Genomic DNA, 24,142 nt, shown 5'->3' with positions numbered 1-24,142 from the left:
ATCGGGTAATCAAGCACGGCAATCGGGCAAAGCCCGCACCCTACTTGTGTTCATTTGGTGAACGCATGTTGGGCAACCATGCGCTGCTCGTGCAGATCGCTTTTGCCGCGCCCCTGCATCACAAATCCGCCCAGCATTTGCCGGACGGGCAACTCATGCAGGGTATTCACAATATGGAACATCGTCGGCATTTGCTGAAAATCAGAGCGCACGAATGACAGGCTCGCCGTCCCGGTCTGATAGCTGACAACACGCGACGGCGTTGCGGGCGGGTTGGGGCTAAGCATCACGCGTGTCCGCGTTTCATGCGGTCCGGCCATCCCCATCGGGGGCATATAGGCATAATGCAGCACCCCGTCCGATGGACGCGACACCGGCACATCCGCAAGGGTCAAATCTGTGAGTGTCAGATCAAAAAAACCATGCCCATCCCAACTGGCCCGACAGGTCCGTGTAGCCCCCACTGTCATTGGGTCAGGCAAATCGCAAAACAGTTTGTTAAACCCCAGTTCTTCGCGCCCGCTAAGAATAGGTTCCGCACGGTTTTCCCAGAGAACCAAAAGCAACGCCCCCCGCAAAGTTTCAGAAGCCCCGGAAAAAACGACGGGAACTTTCACCCCCAGCATCGAATAAGACCGCCCCGCCAGCCATTGCAGATCGTGCAGGATCGTATGTTCGACCGTCACAACAGGAGCGCCGTCCAGATCAAACCCCGCAGGTAATAACGCCGTTAGCGCCTGTGCATCGCTTTCAAAACGGGCGCCAGTGACGGTAAAAGGTGCATCAGACCCATCGAATTGTTCCAACTCTGGCCCTTGCCGCGGCCCCGGTGTCGGACCGAACAAGACCGGCATCCGATACCGTGCAGCTTCATCGAACAGAAAACCGCCCATCAGACTGCCCCGCGAACCGAGGTCAGCCACGGACAATTCGGGGCCTGCACTCCGCGCCGCGCCAGATCCAGCCTCATATCCTCCAACCGCTTGCGCTGTGCCTCTTCCATATAGGTGCGGTCATGGCCCCACAGGCTTGGCCCATCAAAGGTTTCATGCGGTTCCCATGTCTGGGGGTCGATCTCGCGCCCGCCAAAGCCTGTTTCGATAAAGAATCCTGATGGCGTATGCGTGTAAAAGCTCATCATCCAATCGTTCGTATGCCGCCCCAGCGTATAGGCCAGTCGGTCCTGCTCGATCTGGGCCAGATCATACCCCTGCCCCAGATCGTCCAGCGCCTGATATTCCACCATGAAATGATGGAAGCCCTGATGCCCCAATCCCACCATCGCAAAACTATGATGCCGTCCGTTCACATGGAAGAAGTACAGCGGATACGGCACCAGCGAATAATCCGAGATACGAAAGCCCAGCAAATCAACATAAAATGGCAATAACGCCGTCGCATCCTTGGCCTTCAGGACCGCGTGCCCCATACCTACAGCACCCGTTTTAAACCCTGTAATCGGGCGTCCGGGCTGGAACGGATCGTCATTTTGGTGCGGGCCACAGAACACTTCTAACTGGTTGCCCTCGGGGTCTTTGAAGCGGATCAAACGCGTGACGAACCGTTCATCCGCCAGCGCACCGCCCGCCAATTCAACCGCCACACCCGCATTTTCCAACCGCGAGGCCAGACGGTCCAGCGCTTCGGGACTGTCCACTTCCCACCCCATGAAGCCCAGACCTTCGCCTTCTTCGCCGGTGACGACTAGGCGCTGTTTGCGATCATCCATGCGGAACGCGCGGGACTGCCCGGAACGATCCACCTGCTGCATCCCCAGAAGCCCCGTGGCATAGCTTGCCCAATCCTCGGTTCGGGTTGAATTGATGCCGATATAGCCCAGCGATGTGATTTCCATTGATCCCTCCTGATGCGCGAAAACGCCCTGCCCATATACCGCCGACTTCAGCCGAACTTCTCAAGCGACGGGGGCAATCAGTTCACCACGCGAACACCCACCATTGAAATTAAACAAGAAAACGGGCGCATTATGCGCCCGCTCCCAACCAAACACCGGATACTTGGAATTTACTTTGCCGTCATCGCAGCAAGATAGGCATCGTAAATCGCCTGCCCGTTTTCGGTTTTCGCAATCCACTGTTCGATGGATGGGCGCGTGGCTTGTTGCCACGCTGCCAAAGTTGCCGCATCCGGTGTGGTGATGGTCAGCTTACCGGCCTTGACCGCATCGGCCCGCACAGCGTCATTTTGCACGTCGAAGGCTTGCCCAAACGCCGTGGCGAACGCCGCTCCCGAATTGGCGTCAATCGCGGCCTTGGCCTTGTCTGACAGGCCCTCGTATTTGGCTTTGTTCATCACAATCATCAGCGGGCTAGTCCCCATAGGCACCTCTAGCACATGTTCCACCGCTTCCAGAATACGAAAGGATTTCAGCGCACTCCATTCGTTAAACGACCCGTCGATCAACCCGCGCGAGATCGCCTCGGCCACGCCCGGCCCGGTGATTCCCCCCACAGGAACCGCCCCCATATTTTCAATCGCGACCAACAGTTCAGGTGACGATGCGCGGAAATTCAGCCCGTTCATATCCGTTGGCATCTTGATCTGAGATTTCGAGGCTACAGCTTGCGGAGCAGACGTAAACAAACCGATGATTTTGTATTTATCAAAATCCCCGGCCAACATCCCCTGTTCGTACATCGCCCAAAGCGCCTCTGATCCGGCCTGTGATGATGTTACCGTAAAAGGCAGCTCCCCCACGGTCATGCCCGGAAAAACCCCAGGGTTATAGCCGGGCACGATAAAGGCAATATCAGCCACCCCATCGGCCACCATTTGCAATTGCTGTGCGGGGGAACGACCCAACGTTCCACCGGCGAAAATCTTCACACTGGCCTCGCCACCGGACGCATCTGTTACACGCTTGGCCCAGCCGGAAAACACCTCTTTTGTCAGGAAAGCAACCGGGGGCTCAAAGCTGGAAAACCGCAACATTTCGGCGGCGGCCGAGCTTGCAAACCCAGCGGTCAGCGCCAAAGCAGCGACAGTACGTTTCAGTAGTTTCATTGTGTTTCCTCCCTTGGAAATCAGCATATTAGACGTTGAGGCAGAGTGTAGACGTGAAACAAAACCCAAGAATGCGGTTTGCGTTTTGAGTTCATCAAGTGAACAAATCACAGGAGAAGTTTCGGCAACCACAAGGTCAGCGCGGGGAAGCTGACAAGGATCACAAGCCGCACCATATCCGCCACGAAAAAGGGCAGAATACCTTTGTAAATGGTTTGCAGATTGATATCCCGGCGCAAGGCGTTCAGCACCATGACGTTGATGCCGATGGGCGGGGTAATCATGCCTATTTCGATCACGATCACATTGATAATCCCCCACCAAACCAGATCGAACCCCAAATGCTGCACCACCGGGATCACAAAAGGCAGCGTGACGATCATCGCGGCGACCTCGTCAAAGAAGGCGCCCAAAAAGATATACAACACCAACAACATCGCGATAACGCCCAGCGGTGGCAGGTTCATCGCCGCAATCCCGTTCACGATGATCGAAGGCGCATCAGTAATCGCCATGAAGTAAGAAAAAATCGTGGCACCGAAAACCATGATGTAAATCATCGCGGTCGCCGCGCTGGCCTGCGCCAGAACGCTGGTCAGTTCTTTCAGATCGAACCCATGTCGCGCGATCAGAAACAGGAATGCCACCACGACACCGACAGCCGCTGCCTCGTTCACGGTAAAGATACCGGAATAGATGCCACCCAAAACCACAACGGACAACACGACGACGCCCCACCCTTTGCGCAGGGCCGCCATCTGTTCCGCGAAAGACAGCTTTTCGATGGTCTGGGCGGATGTCGGATCCAGCATCACGGTGCCGCGCACGGCTGCCATATAAAGCACCACCGCCAACAGTGCCGGGATCAGAGCCGCAGTGAACAGTTCGACCACGAATTGCTCGGTCAGGATGGCATAAAGCACCATGATCGTCGAAGGCGGCACGATGATCCCCAGCGTTCCCCCGGCAGCAATCGCGCCAGTGGCCAGCGACGGGGAATAGTTCCGCGTCAACATTTCAGGCAACGCGACGCGGCCAAAGGTTGCCGTTGTCGCCACCCCCGACCCGCATACGGCACCAAAGCCACCGCACCCCAGCACTGTTGCCGTTGCCAACCCGCCCTTGCGATGGCCGATAAACGCGTGAGCAATGTTATACACATCGTTTGCCAACCCTGCCGAGGCCGCCAAGTTGCCCATCAGCATGAACAGCGGAATAACCGCCAAATTCAGATTCGTCAGCGTGGACGCAGGTTCGGATGCCAGTAAGGACAGCGCAGGCCCCCATCCGGCCACCATTGCAAACCCTGTTACCCCGACAAACCCCATAGCAATCCCAATGGGAACATGCAGGGCAATCAGCCCCAGCATCAGCACAAAACCGATCCCGGCAACGACAAGCGGGTCCATGACGATCTCCTGTAGCGCGTTGATAGAAAGTTAAAGAATGTCCTGATGTGACTTGGTTCCCGGCGTCCGGCCCAATCCGGCCAGCGCGCGGACATCCCCCAGCATCACAACCAGTTGCGCCAGCACTGCGACACCCAGAAATCCGGTGGCCACCCACCACCACGGCCCGACCGGCCAGCCCAAGACCCATGTCTTTTCACCGCTGGCTGTGGTTGCCTGCGCGTAGGGAATGAATTGCCAAACCATCAGCGCGAAAAACAACAACACTGCCAGACTGGAAAACAGGTTCAACGCCAATTGAACCGGGCGCGGCGCCATACTGCCCAATACTTCGATCGAGATGTTTTGTTTCAGCGCCAGACACTGAGGGATACAAGCCGCAATCACCACAGCCATCACCAGGGCGCTGACATCGTTCACGCCTTGCAGCGGGGCATCAAAGAAAAACCGCAGCAGAATATCCGCCGTGACCATCATCGCCAAAATCAGCAATCCGAGGAACCCTGCCAAGGCAAGGAAATGGGTCAATCGCTCACTCATGTGGCGCAACATGGTATACATCGGATGTCCTCCCGCTGTGCGACATATGGCTGAAAGGTTCGCGCTCTTTTGGGCCATCTGCACTTGCCTGTTTGTTGACTTCCTGCGGATACGGTGCAATTTCTACACGGCAATAGTTCACCAGATGAACGGAGCACGATAGCAGGATGCCTGTATTTAAACCCGTGCGCGCGTTAGAGCGCGGCTTGGAAATTCTTCAGGCCGTCAATGAACAAGACGGAATGCGCACTCAGGACATAGCCCGCCTGACCGAACTGCCCCGCCCCACCGTGTTTCGCCTTCTGGAAACGCTGGAAGGGATGGGATTTGTCGCGCAATCGCCGTCAGATGACACATGGCACCCGACATTGCGCTGCAATCTTTTATCCTCGGGGTTTCTGGACAAGGCTTGGGTCGGTCAAATCGCCATGCCAGAAATGACCCGGCTGGGCAAAAGCATCCTGTGGCCACTGGATCTGGTCACACTCAATGACTGCGCGATGCAGATTCGCGAAACCACCCATAAGGTCAGTCCGTTTTCCTTTGACGTTGGGATGGTAGGAAAGCTGATCCCGATGCTACACACCGCAGGCGGACATGCGTATCTGGCCTATTGTCCAGATGATGAACGCAGGGCCATTCTGGAAATGATGCGCAGTTCCAGTAAGCCAGAACACGAACTGGCACACGATCCGGTTTTCATCGAACATATTTTGGAACGCACCCGCCTTCAGGGGTTTGGGTCACGCACCGAAGGCGGGTACAAGGGTCATACCTGCTCGATCTCGATGCCTATTTTCCAGAATGACCGGATCATCGCAGCCCTGACTGTGGTCTGTCTGAAGTCCGCAATCAGCTATGATGAAATGGTCCGAAAATTCGGGCCTCGGCTGCACCGCACCTGTGAACGGATCGGGGCCGAAGTTTCGCGGAACGCGGCAGCAGGCTAGACCCTGCCGCCGCACAAACATTTCAGCCCAACACTGCGGCGTAGTCCGCCAACGACTGCGCCAAATTCGAGGGCGCAAAGGCAGCCGCCGCATACCGATCCGGGCGGATCAGCAAAATCTGATCCCGATGGGTGCGCAGAAGTTTACCACGCGGATCAGTCACAGCCCCCCCCGGCAACGGGCAGTCCAGCGGCACATCCATGCTCAATACACAACGGGCCAGTGGCACGCCCGCCAGACTGTCCTGTTTCAGGCCCGCCAACGCAGCCGCCCCCGCCGCGTCCTGCGCAATCAGGGCAAAACCCGCACCCAGCAGGCTGTCCAGTTTAATCACCCCCTGCGCAGTCTGCACATCGGGCTGAGGGATCATCTCGCCCACGATGGACGCTTCGAACGGCTGATCCAGCAAATCCAGAAACAGCCCCGCAGCATACCGCGGACGCGGTTTGAACCTCATCTGAAGCAGATAGTCCTGTACGCCGGGAAACGGCTTCAAAGAGGTCATCAACTGCTCGCGAAATGCAAGCGCCTGCGGGTCGATCGGCATCACGATATCGCCCATCACCACGGCAAGCTGGATCATAGCCCAAGCCGGATCGCGTCGTTCCGCGAAATAGCTGTCCAGCACGGCATCCCCCGCCCCGCCGCGGATCACCGTTGCCAGTTTCCACGCGACATTCCACGCGTCCCGCAACCCCGCATTCATCCCCTGCCCTGCAAACGGCGGTGTCAGATGCGCGGCATCACCAGCCAGCAAGATACGCCCCACCCGAAACTTATCGGCAATCCGAGCATGGAACGTGTATATCGTTTTGCGCACGATATCGGCACCATCAATCTGACGGAATGGCGCCAAAAGCTTGCGCACGAATGCATCCTCTAGCACCTGTTCGTGAGTTTCGCCGGGCAATAACATGAACTCATACCGCCGCCCGCGATTGGGGGCAGGAATGCTGACATGCGGCCGGGCATTCGAGCAGAAAAACCACGAATGATTTGCGATATCCGGGTCATTCAATGTGTCGATTACAATCCAGTCCTGCGCATAGGTTGATCCCTGCATCTGAATCCCCAAGCGTTCCCGAATTGGACTGCGCCCACCATCCGCCGCCACCACATATTGCGCCCGGACGGTGTGGGATGCTCCGGTTTGGTCGGTCAGGGTAGCAACAACGCCGGTTGCATCCTCCACCAGCGATGTCACCTCGGACAGGAACCGCATATCGCACAGATCAGTCTGAGCGATATGCTCGTGCAGGGCGTGTTCCATTTCCGGCTGATTGATGAAATGTCGCTTAGCAAACCCATAGGTTTCGGCCCCGGCCCCGACCCGCGCGAACACCCTGCCCGCATCATCCACATAGGCCGCACCGTCCCCCGCAATGGTGCCGCCCACATAAGTCTGGTCAGCCCCAAAGACCTGAAGCGTGCGCGCCCCTTCGTCATCCAGCACGATTGCACGGGGCATATCCATAGGGGCCGCATTGCGATCCACGATCAGGCTGCGCACCCCGTACCGCGCCAATAGCAGCCCGGTTGTCAACCCGGTGGGACCAGCCCCGACGATCAGAACCGGGATGTCTTGCGGATAAACGGTCATAGAAAGCTCCTCCGAGTGCCCGGTATCCGGGTCGGTTAGTCATGTGTGAAAATGTCTGCGGCGTCACGCCGCGCGGTATGGGATCAGGTCTTAGCCATCAGGAAAGGCTATTTGTGCCGCCGGACGCGCCATCAGCCGATCATGCAAAGCGTGCATATTGTCGGGCATGTCGACCTTTGCCGCCACGGCCCACCGCAGCAGGTAAATCGCCGGTGCCTCGGCCAAGGTCAGGCGGCCCATCAGGAAATCCTTATCCCCCAGCACCGCAGACAGATGGCGCAATCCTTTTTCCACCTCGGCGCGACCGTGGGCGCGCAGGGCCTTTTGTGCTTCGGCATCGGGGATAAATTTTTGCGGCACTTTCATAAAGGTAAAGCCACGCATGTGAACGCTGGCGACCATGAAATCCATCAATTCCAGAATGCGGGCCTGGTCTTCCAGATCGTCACCGATCAAGCCCGCCTGCGGAAAACTGCGCCCCAACCAAAATGAAATCGCCTGAAATTCCGTCAGGATCGACCCATCGGCCCGGCGCAACGCGGGGACTTTGCCCTTGGGGTTGGCCGCGCGATAACTGTCTTGCAGGTGTTCGCCTTTTGGCAGGTTCACCACATGCACGTGATGGGGGACATCCAGTTCCGCCAGCAAATAGGCAATCCCGTCAGAACATGATCCGGGCGAATGAAACAGGGTTAACGTCATTTATGTAGCTCCAAGCGGTTGCGGGCCTCGGCGCAGGTCGCCAGCCCATAGCCCAGATCATCCAGCATTCGCCGCGCCTTTTCCACCATTGCCGCGTTTGACGGGGCCGGAACGCCGCGTGATAACCATGCAGCATCTTCCATCCCGATCCGTACCTGACCGCCCGCGATGGCAGATTGTACCAACATCGGGAAAGCCCATTTCCCCGTGGCGAAACCAGTCCAGATCGCCCCGGCAGGCAATTGACTGCGCGCATAAAGAAGGGTTTCCGGCGACGGCTGAAAACCGTATTTCACCCCCATCACCAACGAACACAGCGGCGCAGGGGCCAGCGTACCGTCAGCGATTAGATCATTCATCAGCGCGACATCGCCACTATCGAACAATTCAACCTCGGGGCGGACCCCGGCATCATAAATAGCTTGCGCCATCACACGGACATTCCGGGGGGTGTTAATCACCACTTCAGTCCCGAAAACCATGGTGTTCAGATCAAGCGTCGCAATATCGGGACGGATCGCACAGATATGCTCTACCCGCTTTTCCGGCACCAACAGATTGGTACGAGGTCCGGGCATGGCCGGGTCGGCCTCGGACGGGTGGAAACGGCCGCCATTGCCAGTGGTCAGGTTGATGATCAGCTCGTCCGTGACGTCGCGGATACGGTCCACCACCTCGGCGTATAGCCCCACCTCCATCGACGGGAGTTCCGACCCCGGATCGCGTACATGCACATGCACAATCGCCGCCCCCGCCCGCCATGCCGCCAGCGCGTCGGCGGCAATTTCCGCCGGGGTGATTGGCAAATTTGGATTATGGGCGCGGGTGGTAAAGTTGCCAACCAATGCGCAGGTCAGAATGACGGATGACACAGCGGGTCGCCTCCTTGGTCAGGATTGCTTTGTATAACCGCAGCATTGCGACAAAGTCAGCGCAACGCCCACCACAATACGGCAGCACGTTCACCAGGTGAACCGATTGTGCGACAGTCACTCTGCCCGGTTTCGCCCGAAACTTACGGCCAGCACACCGCAAACCACCAGCAGCACCAGCGTAGCAAGGTCCAGCCCCCAATATTCCGCAGCCAGACTTAGCCCCAGCGCCATCAAGGAAGTAGACAGCGTTACCGCCAGCATCCACAGGCTCATGATGCGGCCCCGCAGTTCATCCGCAAGGCCCGATTGCAAACCGATTTGCAATCCCACCCCCACATATGTGCCACAGAACCCTGACAGCGCCGATGCCACCATTGCCGCCGGAAAGACCGGCGCCCAGACCAATGCCGCGATCGACACAAAGCCCAGCACCAACACGGCCCAACGCATCGCTACCGCTGCCGCCAGACGGGTGCCAGCCGCCACCTGCAATACAGCCGCGAACAACGCTCCACCTCCGACGGCAGACGTCAGCAAGCCCAGACCTTCGGCCCCCAGATGAAATTCACCATCCGCAATCAGCGCCAGCAATTCCATCACGCCCCGGATTGGCCCCAACCCGGCCACCGTCAGGATCAAAACAGCGCGGATCGGACCACGCCCCAATCCGTACCGCAACCCTTCGACAAAATCGGCCCACAGCGCCGTAGTGGGCTTATCCCGCGACTGACGCGGATGCAGTCCGCCCTGCAACAGCAGGTTAGGTAAAAACAGCAGAAAGGAAATCACGGCAGCCGCTTCGCTGCCCCAGCGCCCAATCAGCAGCCCACCGATTGCCGGGCTGATCGTGCGCCCCAGATTGAAGTTCAGCGCAGACAGCGCTACCACGGACCCAATCAGGGGCGGTTCAACCAAACGGGGGCCAAGCGATTGACGCACAGGATGGTAGGCCGCGATCACGCAGCCAAAAATCAGGGCCACCCCCAACAGCACATGGGGCGTCAACACATGCAGATGCAGCCCAGCCAACAACAAGGCCGGACAGACCAGCAACCCGGCGGACACCCAGCGAAAGGCCTGTTTGATATTGGCGCGGTCAGTTACGGCCCCCATCACAGGCCCGGCAACCGCCACCGGCAAGAGTGAAGCCGCCGCCACCAAACCGACAAAACTGGCATCCCGCGTCAGATCCCAGGCCAGCCAGGACATCAACACCCGGAAAATCCACATACCGTTCACCCCCAGAACGGCACCGACATAATACCGTCGGAAATTCGGCACTTGCAAAGCTGTCTGTGGCATTACGGGGCAATCCCCGCCATTCGGCCCCACCCGTGGCACACGGATAGCGCCGCGCCGAAATAACGGCGCGTGGTCGTCGCGATCATGCGTTTCCCTCACTCTTACGACAAGACATACGCCTTTCATCCGCAAGGACCAGTCCATTTTCGTAAAAATCACAGCGGATGGACCAGCCCCCGTTGCTGCGCTAGCAATAGGATAGCGTGAACAGGAACGGATTTTGCCATGATGAATTCCCACCGGATAAGGATGCGGCATCTGCGGTGCTTTCTGGCTGTCGCGCAGTTTGGATCGGTCACACATGCCGCCGAAAGCATGGGGACGGTCCAGCCCAGCGTGTCGCGTACCCTGCGCGAATTGGAACAGGAATTGGGCGGGCCATTGTTTGAACGCACCGCCAGCGGGCTGGCGCTGAATGCACAGGGGCGGCTGTTGTTTTCCTATGTCAGCAACGGGCTGGGGCAGGTCGATCTGGGATTGAAAACACTGCTGGGCGGACTGACCTCGCAACGGGTGCGGGCTTATGTGTTGCCCAATGTCGTGCGTATGGTGATGCCCGGCGCGGTGGCGCGATTCAAATCGCTGTATCCGGCAATAGATGTGACATTCAAAGCAACCACCGGCGGCGGGTTACAGCAATATATCCATACGAGCGAAGTTGATTTCGGCTTTGGCCGCCTGCTGGCCGCCGAGCATATGGAAGGCCTGAACTTTGAACATCTGTTCAGTGAACCATTGGTGTTCTTTGTCCGATCAGGTCATCCGCTGACCCGTCAAAAGGGACTGAGCATCCACGACATTGATCATTTTCCGGTCGTTCTGCCATTGCCGAATACAATCATCCGGGCCGAAATGGATCGGTTCATCATTGCACATGGTCTGTCGCGCTTTTCCAATCTGATCGAAACTCTGTCCTTTGAATTTTCCCGAAATTACATAGCGATATCCGACGCCGTCGTGTGTCAACCGCTGGGGGCGATGCGCCGCGAACTGGCAGACGGCAGCGTTACGATTTTGAACTTTGGCGCAGACGAATTAACCGGGGCTGTCGGGCTGACCACCCTTGCCGGACAAGAGGTCAGCGAACCCGCGCAATTGCTGATGCAGGTGATCCGCGAAGAGGTCGTATCGCTGGGACTGGATAGCAACATCGCCTGACCCTGCATAACATTCCCGTTATAGCATATCCTAAATCGCTATTTCCCGTCCCCGTTGCGAATCGCTAATGTTAGTTAACAAAGCAAGGAGGAGGCCCATCGCTGGCAATCAGCGCGGCGCATATCTGCCGGGTGGGCAATAGACGTATGGCAAAACCCAAGAATATTCTGTTCATCATGTTTGACCAACTGCGCTGGGATTACCTAAGCTGTTATGGTCACAAAACGCTGGAAACCCCGAATATTGACAGGCTGGCGTCGATGGGTGTGCGGTTTACGCGGTCCTATATCCAGTCGCCGATTTGTGGGTCGTCCCGCATGTCCACCTATACCGGGCGGTATGTGCATTCCCACGGCGCAAGCTGGAACGGCATCCCCCTGAAGGTGGGCGAACAGACGATGGGCGATCACCTGCGCAAACAGGGTATGGATTGCTGGCTGGTAGGCAAAACCCACATGCGTGCCGACGAAGAAGGCATGGAACGGCTGGGGCTGGAACCCGACAGCCTGATCGGTGCGCGAGTGGCCGAATGCGGTTTTGATGTGTTTGAACGCGATGACGGGATGCTGCCCGAAGGGCCGGATGGGTCATATGACCCGGACGGAGCTAAGGAGTATAACAAGTACCTGCGCGAAAAGGGTTATGAGTCCGATAACCCGTGGCATGACTTTGCCAATTCCGGTCTGGACGAGGATGGCAATGTTCTGTCTGGCTGGTTCCTGAAAAATTCGCCTGAAGCCGCCAATATTGCCGAAGAAGACAGCGAAACCCCCTATCTGACCGGGCGCGGCATGGCCTTTATCGAACAGGCCAAGGAACCGTGGTGTATGCACCTGTCCTATATCAAGCCGCACTGGCCCTATATCGTCCCCGAACCCTATTGCGACATGTTCGGCCCCGAGGACGTGCAGGACATCGTGCGATCCGATCAGGAATATCAGAGCGCCCATCCGGTACTGAAGGCGTTCATGGACACGAAAATCGGCCAGACCTTTTCCCGTCAGGACGTGCGCGAGGCGGTGATCCCCGCCTATATGGGCCTGATCAAACAATGTGACGACCAGATGGGCCGCCTATTCAAATGGCTGGAAGACACCGGCCGGATGGACGACACGATGATCGTGCTGACCTCGGACCACGGGGATTTTCTGGGCGATCACTGGATGGGGGAAAAGACGTTTTTCCACGACACATCAACCAAGGTGCCGCTGATCATCTATGATCCCAGCCCCGAAGCGGACGCCACCCGCGGCACTGTTTGCGATGCGCTGGTCGAAGCCATCGACCTTGCCCCCACCTTTGTCGAAGTTGCGGGGGGCGAACCCGCCTATCATGTGCTGGAAGGCGAAAGCCTGCTGCCAATCCTGCGGGGTCAGCGCACGGAAACGCTGCGCGACTACGTGATCTGCGAATATGATTATTCGGCCTCGCCCGTGGCTACGGCATTGGATGCCAGCGTGCGCGACGGGGTGATGTTCATGGTCGCCAACAAGGAATGGAAACTGGTCCACTGCGAAGGCGGTTATCGTCCGATCCTGTTCGATCTGATCAACGACCCGGATGAGCTGAACGACCTGGGGGACAGCGACGACCACTGGGACGTCATCGCCGAAATGTACGACAAACTGTTCGCATGGACCCGCCGCCAGTCGCAGCGCACCACCCGGTCTGAACAGCAACTGATGGAAATGCGCAGCAAAACCCGGCGGCGCGGCGTGGTGATCGGCGTCTATGACGAAAACGACACCCCGCTGGAACTGACGGTGAAATACCGCCAGCGCAAAGCCCCCAATATGAAAAACGGCCCCAAAGCCAAATAACAAAACACCGGGGCAGGAGGAGCCCCGGACACATTCCAAGGGAGGAAACAGGAAATGAAACGCGTTACCCGGACTTTAGCCGCACTTGCGGCGGCGGGGCTGATGGCCAGCCCGGCATTGGCCCAATCGAACTTGTCGGCGGAAACATCAAGCCCCGGCAACAGCCCCCATGTTTCAATTCTGTATCTGGCAGAAACCGCCGCACAGGAAGGTGTCGCCAATCTACAGGTACAAGAAGGGCAAACACTGACCAATTCGGTTCTGAACGTCGCACAGGGCCGCACCGACATCGCTTCGATGCCGCTGATTTTGGGCTTTCTGCTGTCCAAGGGGCGTGGTCCCTATTCCAAACAGGGCGAGGCCGGGGCGGAACTGGCGGCCGACCTGCGCGCGCTATATCCCTATAATGCGGGCGCTTACGGGCTGATCGCACTCGAAAGCAAAGGCGTCACAAGCTGGGCCGATCTGAAAGGCAAAGACGTCTGGAACGGCCCGCCCCGTGGTGCGGCTTTGGTGAACGCCCGTCAGGCGATCCAACTGGCGGCAGGCCTGAAGGACGGCGAGGACTACACCGGTCATCAAGCCAACTGGGGCCAGTTGCCGACACTACTGGTTGACGGGTCGATGGATGCGTTCGTGTTCCCGCTGACGTTCCCCTCTGCCCGTGCGACGACAATGCAGGCGGCGGGTAATGTGGTCATGGTTTCCACCCCGAAAGATGTGTTCGAAAGCGACAGCTACCAAAAGGTGTTCAACGCCCCCGGCAACGTTCCGATCGTTATCAAATGGGAAGACATGGGTTATCAGGACGGCAAAGGCATTCGCCTGATTTCCGAAGACGCCACATTCCGGGGTTTGGGAACGGCCTTTACCGATGTGGTGAACAAGGACATGCCCTTTGACACCGCAAAGGCGCTGGTTGCCGCCTATATCAAGAATATGGAGCAACTGAAATCCAAGACCGCCTATATGAAAAACGTGGGCGTTGCGGAAATGGACCCGAAACTGTCAGGTTTCTGCGGGATTAATCCGGTGAAATACCATCCCGGCGCAGTCGCCGCCTGGGAAGAGGCCGGTTACACCGTACCCGAGTGCGCCAAGTAAGACACGCCAATCCGGTTGGGGCACGCTGCGCGGTGCCCCTCCCCTCCTCCTCGTGATCTGACGGAGACACCCCATGACCTTCCCCGCCGCCACGCCCGGAATTTTCCGGCGCCTTGCCCTATTCCTTGGCCTTGTGCTTGTTGCCATTGGTATGTTGAACACATTGCCCGCCATTCCCGGTCTGGACGATCTGGTGACGGGCGTGTTTGGCGATGGTGTCGTGATCCGACGCTTTAGCTATGAATATCTTTACCCGCTGGTTTTCGTGATCATGATGACCACCGTGGCCTTTGAGCATTCCGTCGCCCGTGACATGCGCGAAAAAGGCAAATCCAAGGGCCTGACCGGGTTGGGGCTGGCATTGGACATCGCCCTGATCGTGGCCGCGCTGGCAATTGCTGCGGGCTATCTGATCGAAATTGACAGCGTGTGCCTGATTGACCAATTCACAGGTGAACGCGCCGAATTGATCGCCAAAGCCCTGCAAGAGGAAAAGGAGTTCGCCGAAACGATGGGGCTACCCGTCCCCACCAGCGTCGACGATCCGTCCTGTATCAATACGCTGGGGCTGTGGATTTTCCCGTTGGTCGCCTGCACCATCGCGACGTTTCTGGCCTATAACGTGCGGGTCTGGGGGTTTCCGCTGGTGATGGTCGCCATCCTGATTGCCGCTTATACGCTGTCCACGGTGATGGTGTGGTATTTCTTCGGGGCTGATGACATCAACAAATACCTTGTCACCAAATTGGGCGGCGAACCCCGGATGCTGATCGACGGGCGGCCCAATATGCAAGACATCCTTGTCAACAATGCACAGGGCTTGCTGGGTCGGTTCATGGGTATTCTGATGGATACGGTGTTCCCCTATATCGTGTTGGGATCGCTGTTCGGTGTATCCGCCGGGGGCCGGTCCCTGATCAAGATCGCGTTTTTGTGGACCCGCCGCCTGCGTGGCGGTCCGGCCCATGCGGCTGTTGTTTCGTCGGCCCTGTTCGGAACGATTTCAGGCGGCCCCGTGGTGAACGTGTTGTCTACCGGGGTGCTGACCATCCCAATGATGCTGAAACGCGGCTTCAAACACACATTCGCAGGTGGGATCGAGGCCGCCGCCTCCTCGGGTGGGCAGATCATGCCGCCAGTGATGGGCGTGGCCGCTTTCGTTCTGTCTGCCATGACGGTTGTCCCCTACCGCGAGGTGATCATCGCCGCGGTTCTGCCAGCGGTGGCCTATTTCGGCTGCCTATTCCTGACCGTGGCCTTTCAGGCCCGCAAGCAAGGGATCGAAGCCGTAGGTGACGTGACCGACGACATGCGCCTGACCGGAGAGGACAAGCTGCATCTGGTCATGATTTTCGGGCCGATCCTGCTGATCCTTGTCCTGCTTTTGATCCCCAAAGAGGCCGTGGGCTGTGGTCCCTTGGCGGGCTTGTGGGGCGTCACCCAGATCATCAGCGAAAATGGCTGCCGGGCCGAAAACCTGCCGTGGCTGCTGCAACTGATCCAGAACTCGGCGGGCGACGCCGGATCAGCCGGGTGGTGGGCAACCGCGCTGTTGGTGGTGCTGTTCTTTCTGGACCGCGAAATCCGCCAATCACCCGGTAAAATCGTGACCGCACTGGCTGATGCGGGGCTGTTGGTCAGTCGACTGTACCTGATGTTTCTGGCGGTGTCGGTCATCGACTTCTGTCTGAATCTAACAGGCCTGTCGAACTATGTGGCCGTGGACATCATCGGCTGGCTGCGCGACTCGGGCGGGATCATCGGGGACAATGCGTTCTTCATGCTGCTGGCGCTGGCGGCGACGATGCTGATGGCGATCCTGCTGGGCATGGGGATGCCGACCGTCCCGGCCTATATCAATGTTGCCTTGCTGATGGGACCGATGCTGGTGGGGCTGGGCATTGCGACATTCACCGCGCATATGTTCATCTTTTACTTCGCCGTCGCTTCGGCCATCACGCCCCCTGTCGCGGTGGCGGCCTTTGCCGCCGCTTCGATCACCAAGGCCGATCCGATGCGCACCGGGGTGGCTGCGGTGCGGGCGGGTGTCGTGATCTTCGTCGTGCCTTTCATCTTTGCCTTCTATCCCGAACTGCTGCTGATCGAAGCCGCCCAACTGAACCCCGAGGCAGGCGCGGCCCGCTATCTGCCGGGATTGGACGGCACAGTGCATCCGCTACATCTGGCGATGGTGTTCGGGCGGGTGATGCTGGCGCTATACCTTCTGGCCAGTGTTCTGGCCCGGTTCGAGGCGCGCCCGATTGGCCGCTGGGAAAGCTGGGCGCGTCTGGCATTGGCCGTGCTGGTGCTGATGAAAATCCCGCTGCTTAGCCTGATTGGCATTGCCGGGGCCATTGGGATCATCCTGTGGCACTGGCGGGGCAAAACCTTGGACCCCGTGGCCGAGCATTGAGCAAAAACGCCCGGCGCGGATCAATCCCGCCGGGCGTTTTATCTGTGCAAGGCGATCCCGATCACCCTGGTTGACGCACCGATTTTTCCGCGCAATACTGGATCAGATGGCGTTCATTTGCCGAACCTTCCGCAATTTGCGACAACTCCGTACCGACAACCGTGATCACGGCCTGCGCCTCGTCCTGCCAATCCAATACCGGGGCTGATGCCGCAACCAGACCGGGGATATATTTCCCCTCGATCGTCGCAACCCCCCGCGCCCGAATACGCGCCACCAACGCCACCAAACCGGATTTTGTGGCAGGAACATCGTGCAGCAACCCCGGATTGCGGCTGGCGCGGCGCAATTCTGCCTCGCGCGCTGCGGAAATCGCCCCCTCGGGCGCCCAAGCCAGAAACGCCCGCCCCGTCGCTGAATTCAACAAAGGTAGCGTGGTCCCCAAGCCCATCGACGTCACCGTTGGCGTGATCCCCTTTTCCCAGCGCACCACTGTGGCCCCTTCATTGCCCCAGACGGACAGCAACACGGTCATCCCCATGCGGGCCGCAAGGTCCGGCAATCCATCAGCCGCGAAATTCACGAAATCATGCCGCGCCAACGCCGCCAGCCCCAATTGCAACGCTCCCGGTCCCAGATCATACCGCCCCGATCGGCCTTCTTGTTTGACCAAACCCGCGGCCATAAAAGACGCCAGATAGCGATGTACCTTGCTGGGGGGCATGTCACAATCGCGGGCCAAATCGGACAGCGTCACCGCCTCATTCCGCCCGGCCAACCGCATCAGCACCGCCAGCGCGGAATCCAGCGATTTGATCCCCGCCCCGGTGCTGCCATCCTCTGCCATGGTTCTTATCCTTCCACGATTGCGCGGACCTGCTCCATATCGCCCGCGATCAGGCCGTCCTTAGTTGGAATGAACAGACAGCGCACCTCTTTTCCCGTGAAGGCCAGCTTGTCGCCAATGTGCGCTTCGTAACTGACAGTCAGCGTTTTACGCCCCCAATCCAACGCCGTGATTCCGATCATCAGCATATCGCCGTCCCGCATGGGATAGCGGAACTGCGCACCGGAATCGACCAACCCCAAGCCTGTGCCCCCCAGCTTGGCACAGATTGCCCCGTGTCCGCCAAATTGCCGAAGATAATCGTGAAAGCTGGCGTCAATCCATCTGAAGCTGTTGGGATAAAACACAATTCCGGCCGGATCACAATCGCCGAACGTGATTGGTACGTGGTAGGTGTGGATCATTTTTATTTCCTTATTGCGGAATCTTTTGCACAATATGGAATTGTACACTATTCATTCCCAAACATCGACAGACATTAGGGAGGGATCATGTCGAAGCTGTCCAGTATTGAAATTCTTGGTGGTGGCCCCGCTGGCCTGTACACCGCGATCCTGATCCGCCGACTGCTGCCGCATGTGCGCGTCCGCGTAACAGAACAAAACCCAGAGGGCGCGACCTTTGGCTTTGGTGTGGTGTTCTCTGATCAGGCATTGGAGTTTCTGAAGGCCGATGATCCCGAAACTCATGATCTGGTTGTGCCGCATATGGAACGGTGGCGGAACATGACGCTGAACCACCCGCAGGGCAGCGTGACGCTGGATGGTGTGGGTTTCACCGCGATTGGGCGGCTGGATTTGATCGAAATCCTCAAGGACCGCGCCCGCGCCTTGGACGTGCCGATCCGGTTTAACACGCATATCGACTCGCTGGAGGAGCTAGAGGCCGATCTGGTGATCGGTGCCGACGGGCTGAATTCACTGGTCCGCCAGACATTAGAAGACGGCTTTGCCCCGAAGATCGAAAACTTCGGCAACCACTTTGCATGGTTTGGCGCAACCGTCCCATTCGACACCCTGACCCAAACCTTTATTGAAACCGACAAGGGACCGCTGAACGCCCACCATTATCGGTATACCCCGGATCGCAGCACTTTTATCGTGGAATGCTCGGACGCGGTGCATCGCGCCTATGGCTTTGGTGACATGACCGAAGAACAAAGCGCACATATCTGCGCCGATCTGTTTAAGGACGTTCTGCAAGGCACTGATCTGGTCATCAACAAATCCCACTGGCGGCAATTTCCGCGCCTGTGGTGCCAGAACTGGGTCAGCGGGCGCTATGCGCTGCTGGGGGACGCGGTGCATACGGCGCATTTTTCCATCGGGTCCGGCACGCGTCTGGCCATGGAAGACGCGATTGCGCTGGTTCGGTCGCTGGCTGCACATGATGATATAGATACGGCCTTGATGGCGTATCAGCGCGAACGCCAACCCATTGCGAAAAAGATCGTCGACGCGGCCAACACCTCGGCCACGTGGTACGAAAGCTTCGGTGAAAAAATGCAGATGCCGCCACTGGATTTTGCGTTCAACTATCTGACCCGTTCGGGGCGGGTGGATATGGACCGGATGCGCAGGCTGACGCCAGAATTCATGGCTGAATACGACGCCTATAAAGCTGCCAAACCCGATCCGATCACAGACCCGGTGCAGGCCGATACCGCTGGCGCTGCGGAAATTGGCTTTGCAAAAGCGGATCATCCGAACTGTTCGAACATCCTGTGGCAAAATCTGACCCGCAATCCCGATAAACCCGCGCTCATCGGCCCAATGGGAACGCTTAGCTATCGGGAACTGATCGAAAAGGCCGCGCAATGGGGCAATGCGTTTACCGCCGCAGGGTTGCAACGCGGTGACCGCATCGCGTTTTTTCTGGATGACACCCCCAGCTATCCCGCTGCCTTTTTCGGTGCTGTGCGGGCAGGTTTCGTGCCAGTACTGCTGAATATTCAGACCAAACCGGATGTGTTGAACTATTTCCTGAAGGACAGCGCCGCCCGTATTGTCCTGACAGAGGCGGAATTGGCCCCGATCTTTGACGCCGAAACATTGAACGGCACCGCCGTCACGACGCGGATCGCAGTGAATGGCGCAGCCGATGAGTGCCTGTCTGCGGACGGTTTTCTATCCGGGCAGCCCACCACGCTGCCCTGCGCGGATACCGGACCGGATGACATGGCGTTCTGGATGTATTCATCCGGATCGACAGGCCGCCCCAAGGGGATCGTCCATCTGCATCACGACATGGCCTACACCCAGCAAAGCTTTGGCGAACAGGTTTTGAAACTGCGGACAGATGACATCGCTTTTTCGGTGCCGAAAATCTATTTCGCTTACGGTTTCGGCAACTCTGTCACCTTCCCCTTCTCGGTTGGGGCAACGGCGCTGCTATTGCCCGGCCAACCCCGCCCTGATGCCGTTCTGGATGCTATCGAAACCTATCGCCCCAGTGTCCTGTTCGGCCTGCCAACGCTGTACACCGCGCTGGCCCGGTCCGACACCATCGCCGGGCGCGATCTGTCCTCGTTGCGGCAATCCATGTCAGCGGCTGAAATCCTGTCCGAAGATGTCTATACTGCGTGGAAAAACCATGCGGGACACGGCCCTACCGAAGGGTTGGGATCGACCGAATTGCTGCATATCTACCTGTCCAATCATCTGGACGACCACCGCCCCGGCGCAGCAGGCGCCCGCGTTCCGGGGTACGAGGTAAAGCTGCTCACCCCCGATGGCACCCCCACCCAACCCGGAGAAGAAGGCGTAATGTTCGTGCGCGGCGATTCATCGGCACCGTGTTATTGGAACCGCCCCGACAAAACCCAAGACACCATGCGCGGGGATTGGATTTATACCGGCGACCGTTTCATCGAACGTGATGGATATTACTATTTCCAAGGTCGCGCGGATGAGCTGATCAAGGTTTCAGGCCAATGGGTCTGGCCGCTAGAGGTGGAACGCTGCCTGAATGAACACCCTGATATCCATGAATGCGCAGTTCTGGCAGAAGAGCTGGAAGACAAGCGTATGGCACTGCGGGCGGTGGTCAGCCTGACCTCTGGTCTGACCGGGGATGACGACCGCACCCAAGCCCTGCGCGATTACGTGAAATCGCGTCTGACACCCTTCAAAGCCCCGCGCCTGTTCCAATACGTATCCGAATTGCCGAAGACCGGCACCGGCAAAATCGACAGGCAAGCCCTGCTGACGCAAGCAGGCACACCATCCATCTGACTTGTCTGGATGATGGAAACACCCGTACAGTCAAATAAAACCGTGTTCAAAAGGGAGGAAACAATGAACACCATTCGCCGCACGCTACTGGCCGGTCTGGCCGCAGGGGCCGCTTTTCTGGCCACCCCGCTTTGGGCGCAAGAGGTCACGCTGAAACTGCACCAATTCCTGCCTGCGCAGGCCAATGTCCCGAAACTGGTTCTGGATGAATGGATTCAGCGCGTCGAAGCCGCCACCGGGGGCAAGCTGAAAATCGAACATTACCCGTCAATGCAACTGGGCGGGAAACCCCCGGAACTGATGGATCAGGTGCAGGACGGTATCGTCGATCTGGCCTGGACGGTGAATGGTTTTACCCCCGGTCGCTTCCCCCGTTCCGAAGTGTTTGAACTGCCCTTCCTGATGACCAATGCCGAAGCGACCAGCCGCGCCTTCTGGGAATTGTTTGAAAAGGAAATGAAGGACACCGATTATCGTGATGTTCACCTGATCGGCGGCTGGGTTCACGGCCCCGGTGTGATGCACACCAACACCCCGGTTCGCTCGATGGAGGACATGAAAGGCCTGAAATTCCGCATCCCCAGCCGTATGGCCGGGTTCCTGCTGGAAAATCTGGGCGCAGTGCCGATTGGTATGCCTGTTACCGCCATTCCCGAAGCCCTGTCCAAGGGCGTGATCGACGGGGCCGTGATCCCGTGGGAAGTGACGACCGCACTGAAAGTACCGGAACTGGTACATAACCACACCGAATTCGCCGATGGGTATTCGTTCTATACCGTCACCTTCACGCTGGCGATGAACAAGGACAAATACGAAAGCCTGCCCGATGACATCCGCGCCGCGATTGATGCCAATTCCGGCTTGGAATTCTCGGCCTTTGCCGGGGCGCAACAGGCCGGTGCAGACGGTGCCGCGCGGGAAAAAGCCGTGGCCGCAGGCAACACCATCATCACGATTTCACCAGAAGACAGCGAAAAGTGGAAAGCTTTCGCACAACCCGTTTACGAACGTTGGATCAACGACGTCACCGCCAAAGGTATCGACGGCGCGGCATTGCTTGCCGAGGCACAAGCGCTGATCGCAAAACATACCGCCGCCGGAAACTGATCCCTATCAGTCGTGATTTGTGGATAGGGCCGGTCTTTGGACCGGCCCTATTTACGTTTTCAAGTTGTCCCAGCGACAACCTTGCTCTGCTCAGGCAGCCGTTGGGCGGGCCTTGTTTAACATCGTTAGCAACAACGCCAGTCCCAAAACCAAAGCCAACCCTGCGGCTTCGTACATCCGGTCCGGTATCATCAGCAGCAGCGCCCCGACCCCAGTCACCAACCGGGCCACCGGACCAATGCGGCCCACCTGATACAGATGTCCCTCCAGCGCGCAGGATAGCGCAGTCAGCGCCAGAACCGCACTGCCGACAGAAAACAGGATCGTCAGCGGATCGCCCTGCAACAACAAGGCCGGTTCATAAACGAACACAAACGGCAGAATGAACAGCGCCGCCCCCAGTCGCATCGAGGTAAAGCCGGTTTCCAGCCCCTTCGCACCGGAAATCTGTGCTGCGGTGATCGACGCCAGTGCCACAGGCGGCGTGATATAGGACAGCATCCCCCAATACAGCACGAACAAATGCGCCCCGATGGGCGACAGCCCCAGTTCCACCAAGGCCGGGGCCAGCACCGTCGCAAGGAAGATATAACAGGCCGAAACCGTCATCCCCATCCCCAGAACAAAGCTGGTCAACGCCCCCAGCACCAACAGCAGGAATACGCTTTGCCCGCCATATTGCACCAGTTCGCGCGAAAAGGCGCTGCCCACGCCGGTGATCGCCAGTGATCCAACCACCAACCCGATCCCGCACAGCGTAGCAATCAGATAGGCGATATTGCCGGTCACATCCTCCAGCAGATCACGGGCAGCGCCGAGTGTCGGCATACGGCGGTGGCGCAGCAGCCCCAGCATCAGCATCAGCACCGTTGCGTAATAGGCCGCGCGGCTGGGCGACAGCACGAACAGCATCCCCACCAACAGGATCAGGGACACCAGATGGTGCCAGCCTTCGGCCAGCACGCGGGGCAAAGCGGGAATATCTTCGGTCCCGGCGGGGGCCAGCCCCTTGCGGGCGGCATACAGGTCCACTTGCAACAACAGCGCCAGATAATACAGCACCGACGGCACCAGCGCCGCAACAATGATCGTGGTATAGGACGTATCCAGAAACGACGCCATGATAAAGGCCACAGCCCCCATCACCGGCGGCATCAGCGTTCCGCCGGTCGACGCGCAGGCCTCGACCGCGGCGGCGTATTTGGGCGGATAGCCCGCGCGCTGCATGGCCGGAATGGTCAGCCGCCCGGTGGTCAGCACGTTGGAAATCACCGACCCCGACAATGACCCGAACAACCCGCTGGACAGGATCGCCACCTTGGCAGGCCCGCCCCGCGATTTGCCCATCAGGGCCATCGACAGGTCCATGAAAAACTGCCCGCCGCCCATCGCATTCAGCACTGCGCCAAAAATGATGAAACCCACCAACGTATCGGCGACCACGCGCAGCGGAATGCCAATGATGCTTTCCATGCCCATCGCATGTGCCGCCACGGTTTCGGTCAGGCTCAGCGATGGTCCCCACAGGAAACCGGGCAGATAATCGGCAAATAACGGATAGGCCGCGAAAAACCCGCAGATCACCAGCAGGATCGCGCCGCCAGACCGGCGCACCGCTTCCAGGGACAGGGCCACCAGAACACCGGATACTGCGGCGGCAACGGGCGGCGCCACCACATCCCAACCACCTGTCAGGATATTTTCGGCCACGACAGACAGATACAGCCCCGATCCGATTGCCAGCACAGCCAGTCCCCAATCCAACAGATTGGCCGGGGCATCACGATTGGCGGATCGCGCGGGCATGATCAAAAAGGACGCAGCCAGAAACAGGGCAATCAACAGGTAATAATAGCGATTGGCCAGCAGCGGAAACAGGCCAAAGGCGGACAGGTTGAACGTCTGGACGACAATCGCGACCAAACCGGCAACGCCCAAAACGGCAACGGCAACGCGTGTTGCCCCGCTCAGACGGGGGTTGGCTGGCGCGGCTGTCTCCAGCACGGGGTCAGCTTGGGTAGACATGGCGATACCTTTGAAAAAGGGAAAACCGCCGTT

The 24,142-nt window shown here is 58.4% G+C and carries 19 protein-coding genes; 7 read left to right on the top strand and 12 right to left on the bottom strand.

Features of this window, described 5'->3' with window-relative positions; all coding sequences use genetic code 11:
• Positions 1–50: 50 nt before the first annotated feature.
• The 5 genes from FN828_RS02610 to FN828_RS02590 form a co-directional block, all read right to left on the bottom strand.
• Positions 51–893, bottom strand: a complete 843-nt coding sequence (locus tag FN828_RS02610; RefSeq protein WP_142491837.1) for an acetoacetate decarboxylase family protein — start codon at positions 891–893, stop codon at positions 51–53.
• Positions 893–1,855: a VOC family protein gene (locus tag FN828_RS02605; protein WP_142491836.1), complete on the bottom strand. Its 963-nt coding sequence runs from the start codon at positions 1,853–1,855 to the stop codon at positions 893–895. Before FN828_RS02605 ends, FN828_RS02610 begins: the two co-directional genes overlap by 1 nt.
• 170 nt (positions 1,856–2,025) lie before the next feature.
• Positions 2,026–3,024, bottom strand: a complete 999-nt coding sequence (locus tag FN828_RS02600) for a TRAP transporter substrate-binding protein (RefSeq protein WP_142491835.1) — start codon at positions 3,022–3,024, stop codon at positions 2,026–2,028.
• Between the two features lie 107 nt (positions 3,025–3,131).
• Positions 3,132–4,433, bottom strand: coding sequence for a TRAP transporter large permease (locus FN828_RS02595; RefSeq protein WP_142491834.1), 1,302 nt, complete (start codon positions 4,431–4,433; stop codon positions 3,132–3,134).
• Between the two features lie 30 nt (positions 4,434–4,463).
• Positions 4,464–4,994 (bottom strand): TRAP transporter small permease, encoded by a 531-nt coding sequence (locus tag FN828_RS02590; protein ID WP_235891381.1) that lies wholly within the window; start codon positions 4,992–4,994, stop codon positions 4,464–4,466.
• Positions 4,995–5,140: 146 nt separating this feature from the next.
• Between FN828_RS02590 and FN828_RS02585 the strand changes: the two genes are divergently transcribed.
• On the top strand, positions 5,141–5,923 hold the full coding sequence (locus FN828_RS02585; RefSeq protein ID WP_142491833.1) for a helix-turn-helix domain-containing protein: 783 nt from the start codon (positions 5,141–5,143) through the stop codon (positions 5,921–5,923).
• A 22-nt stretch (positions 5,924–5,945) separates the two neighbouring features.
• Here FN828_RS02585 and FN828_RS02580 read toward each other — a convergent pair whose 3' ends face one another.
• The 4 genes from FN828_RS02580 to FN828_RS02565 form a co-directional block, all read right to left on the bottom strand.
• The gene (locus FN828_RS02580; RefSeq protein WP_142491832.1) at positions 5,946–7,523 is read right to left on the bottom strand and encodes a bifunctional 3-(3-hydroxy-phenyl)propionate/3-hydroxycinnamic acid hydroxylase; all 1,578 of its coding nucleotides are present in this window, start codon (positions 7,521–7,523) and stop codon (positions 5,946–5,948) included.
• 90 nt (positions 7,524–7,613) lie between these two features.
• On the bottom strand, positions 7,614–8,225 hold the full coding sequence (locus FN828_RS02575) for a glutathione S-transferase family protein (RefSeq protein WP_142491831.1): 612 nt from the start codon (positions 8,223–8,225) through the stop codon (positions 7,614–7,616).
• Positions 8,222–9,097, bottom strand: a complete 876-nt coding sequence (locus tag FN828_RS02570; protein WP_142491830.1) for a BKACE family enzyme — start codon at positions 9,095–9,097, stop codon at positions 8,222–8,224. Before FN828_RS02570 ends, FN828_RS02575 begins: the two co-directional genes overlap by 4 nt.
• A 117-nt stretch (positions 9,098–9,214) precedes the next feature.
• Positions 9,215–10,402: an MFS transporter gene (locus FN828_RS02565; RefSeq protein ID WP_185958911.1), complete on the bottom strand. Its 1,188-nt coding sequence runs from the start codon at positions 10,400–10,402 to the stop codon at positions 9,215–9,217.
• Between the two features lie 225 nt (positions 10,403–10,627).
• Here FN828_RS02565 and FN828_RS02560 point away from each other — a divergent pair, with 225 nt between their 5' ends.
• The 4 genes from FN828_RS02560 (at position 10,628) to FN828_RS02545 (ending at position 16,897) form a co-directional block, all read left to right on the top strand.
• The gene (locus FN828_RS02560; RefSeq protein ID WP_142491828.1) at positions 10,628–11,560 is read left to right on the top strand and encodes a LysR substrate-binding domain-containing protein; all 933 of its coding nucleotides are present in this window, start codon (positions 10,628–10,630) and stop codon (positions 11,558–11,560) included.
• Between the two features lie 146 nt (positions 11,561–11,706).
• Positions 11,707–13,380, top strand: a complete 1,674-nt coding sequence (locus tag FN828_RS02555; RefSeq protein WP_142491827.1) for a sulfatase-like hydrolase/transferase — start codon at positions 11,707–11,709, stop codon at positions 13,378–13,380.
• Positions 13,381–13,434: 54 nt separating this feature from the next.
• Positions 13,435–14,484 (top strand): TAXI family TRAP transporter solute-binding subunit, encoded by a 1,050-nt coding sequence (locus FN828_RS02550; protein ID WP_142491826.1) that lies wholly within the window; start codon positions 13,435–13,437, stop codon positions 14,482–14,484.
• 73 nt (positions 14,485–14,557) lie between these two features.
• Positions 14,558–16,897 (top strand): TRAP transporter permease, encoded by a 2,340-nt coding sequence (locus FN828_RS02545; protein WP_142491825.1) that lies wholly within the window; start codon positions 14,558–14,560, stop codon positions 16,895–16,897.
• A gap of 61 nt (positions 16,898–16,958) precedes the next feature.
• Here FN828_RS02545 and FN828_RS02540 read toward each other — a convergent pair whose 3' ends face one another.
• Both FN828_RS02540 and FN828_RS02535 read right to left on the bottom strand, forming a co-directional pair.
• Complete coding sequence (locus tag FN828_RS02540) at positions 16,959–17,744, bottom strand: IclR family transcriptional regulator (protein WP_142491824.1); 786 nt, start codon at positions 17,742–17,744, stop codon at positions 16,959–16,961.
• A 5-nt stretch (positions 17,745–17,749) separates the two neighbouring features.
• On the bottom strand, positions 17,750–18,148 hold the full coding sequence (locus FN828_RS02535; RefSeq protein WP_142491823.1) for an acyl-CoA thioesterase: 399 nt from the start codon (positions 18,146–18,148) through the stop codon (positions 17,750–17,752).
• An 87-nt stretch (positions 18,149–18,235) separates the two neighbouring features.
• Between FN828_RS02535 and FN828_RS21075 the strand changes: the two genes are divergently transcribed.
• Positions 18,236–20,977: a benzoate-CoA ligase family protein gene (locus FN828_RS21075; RefSeq protein ID WP_142491822.1), complete on the top strand. Its 2,742-nt coding sequence runs from the start codon at positions 18,236–18,238 to the stop codon at positions 20,975–20,977.
• A 63-nt stretch (positions 20,978–21,040) separates the two neighbouring features.
• Positions 21,041–22,084, top strand: coding sequence for a TRAP transporter substrate-binding protein (locus tag FN828_RS02525; protein WP_142491821.1), 1,044 nt, complete (start codon positions 21,041–21,043; stop codon positions 22,082–22,084).
• Positions 22,085–22,174: 90 nt separating this feature from the next.
• On the opposite strand, the gene FN828_RS02520 is transcribed toward FN828_RS02525, so the two are convergent.
• Positions 22,175–24,109 carry a TRAP transporter permease gene (locus tag FN828_RS02520; RefSeq protein WP_142491820.1) on the bottom strand — a complete coding sequence of 645 codons (1,935 nt, stop codon included), beginning with the start codon at positions 24,107–24,109 and terminating at the stop codon, positions 22,175–22,177.
• Positions 24,110–24,142 lie beyond the last annotated feature (33 nt).

The sequence above is a fragment of the Thalassovita litoralis genome (genome assembly GCF_900182725.1).
GTDB classification, from domain to species: Bacteria; Pseudomonadota; Alphaproteobacteria; order Rhodobacterales; family Rhodobacteraceae; genus Thalassobius; species Thalassobius litoralis.
The sequence above is the reverse complement of the archived record's forward strand: the minus strand, read 5'-3'. Positions and strand labels throughout refer to the sequence as shown.

What these genes read in the sequence shown, in the direction of transcription:
- FN828_RS02610 (WP_142491837.1), bottom strand. Translation starts at nt 893, where the DNA reads ATGGGCGGTTTTCTGTTCGATGAAGCTGCACGGTATCGGATGCCGGTC.
- FN828_RS02585 (WP_142491833.1), top strand. Translation starts at nt 5,141, where the DNA reads ATGCCTGTATTTAAACCCGTGCGCGCGTTAGAGCGCGGCTTGGAAATT.
- FN828_RS21075 (WP_142491822.1), top strand. Translation starts at nt 18,236, where the DNA reads ATGTCGAAGCTGTCCAGTATTGAAATTCTTGGTGGTGGCCCCGCTGGC.
- FN828_RS02600 (WP_142491835.1), bottom strand. Translation starts at nt 3,024, where the DNA reads ATGAAACTACTGAAACGTACTGTCGCTGCTTTGGCGCTGACCGCTGGG.
- FN828_RS02595 (WP_142491834.1), bottom strand. Translation starts at nt 4,433, where the DNA reads ATGGACCCGCTTGTCGTTGCCGGGATCGGTTTTGTGCTGATGCTGGGG.
- FN828_RS02560 (WP_142491828.1), top strand. Translation starts at nt 10,628, where the DNA reads ATGATGAATTCCCACCGGATAAGGATGCGGCATCTGCGGTGCTTTCTG.
- FN828_RS02520 (WP_142491820.1), bottom strand. Translation starts at nt 24,109, where the DNA reads ATGTCTACCCAAGCTGACCCCGTGCTGGAGACAGCCGCGCCAGCCAAC.
- FN828_RS02575 (WP_142491831.1), bottom strand. Translation starts at nt 8,225, where the DNA reads ATGACGTTAACCCTGTTTCATTCGCCCGGATCATGTTCTGACGGGATT.
- FN828_RS02565 (WP_185958911.1), bottom strand. Translation starts at nt 10,402, where the DNA reads ATGCCACAGACAGCTTTGCAAGTGCCGAATTTCCGACGGTATTATGTC.
- FN828_RS02535 (WP_142491823.1), bottom strand. Translation starts at nt 18,148, where the DNA reads ATGATCCACACCTACCACGTACCAATCACGTTCGGCGATTGTGATCCG.
- FN828_RS02555 (WP_142491827.1), top strand. Translation starts at nt 11,707, where the DNA reads ATGGCAAAACCCAAGAATATTCTGTTCATCATGTTTGACCAACTGCGC.
- FN828_RS02525 (WP_142491821.1), top strand. Translation starts at nt 21,041, where the DNA reads ATGAACACCATTCGCCGCACGCTACTGGCCGGTCTGGCCGCAGGGGCC.
- FN828_RS02580 (WP_142491832.1), bottom strand. Translation starts at nt 7,523, where the DNA reads ATGACCGTTTATCCGCAAGACATCCCGGTTCTGATCGTCGGGGCTGGT.
- FN828_RS02605 (WP_142491836.1), bottom strand. Translation starts at nt 1,855, where the DNA reads ATGGAAATCACATCGCTGGGCTATATCGGCATCAATTCAACCCGAACC.
- FN828_RS02540 (WP_142491824.1), bottom strand. Translation starts at nt 17,744, where the DNA reads ATGGCAGAGGATGGCAGCACCGGGGCGGGGATCAAATCGCTGGATTCC.
- FN828_RS02590 (WP_235891381.1), bottom strand. Translation starts at nt 4,994, where the DNA reads ATGTATACCATGTTGCGCCACATGAGTGAGCGATTGACCCATTTCCTT.
- FN828_RS02545 (WP_142491825.1), top strand. Translation starts at nt 14,558, where the DNA reads ATGACCTTCCCCGCCGCCACGCCCGGAATTTTCCGGCGCCTTGCCCTA.
- FN828_RS02550 (WP_142491826.1), top strand. Translation starts at nt 13,435, where the DNA reads ATGAAACGCGTTACCCGGACTTTAGCCGCACTTGCGGCGGCGGGGCTG.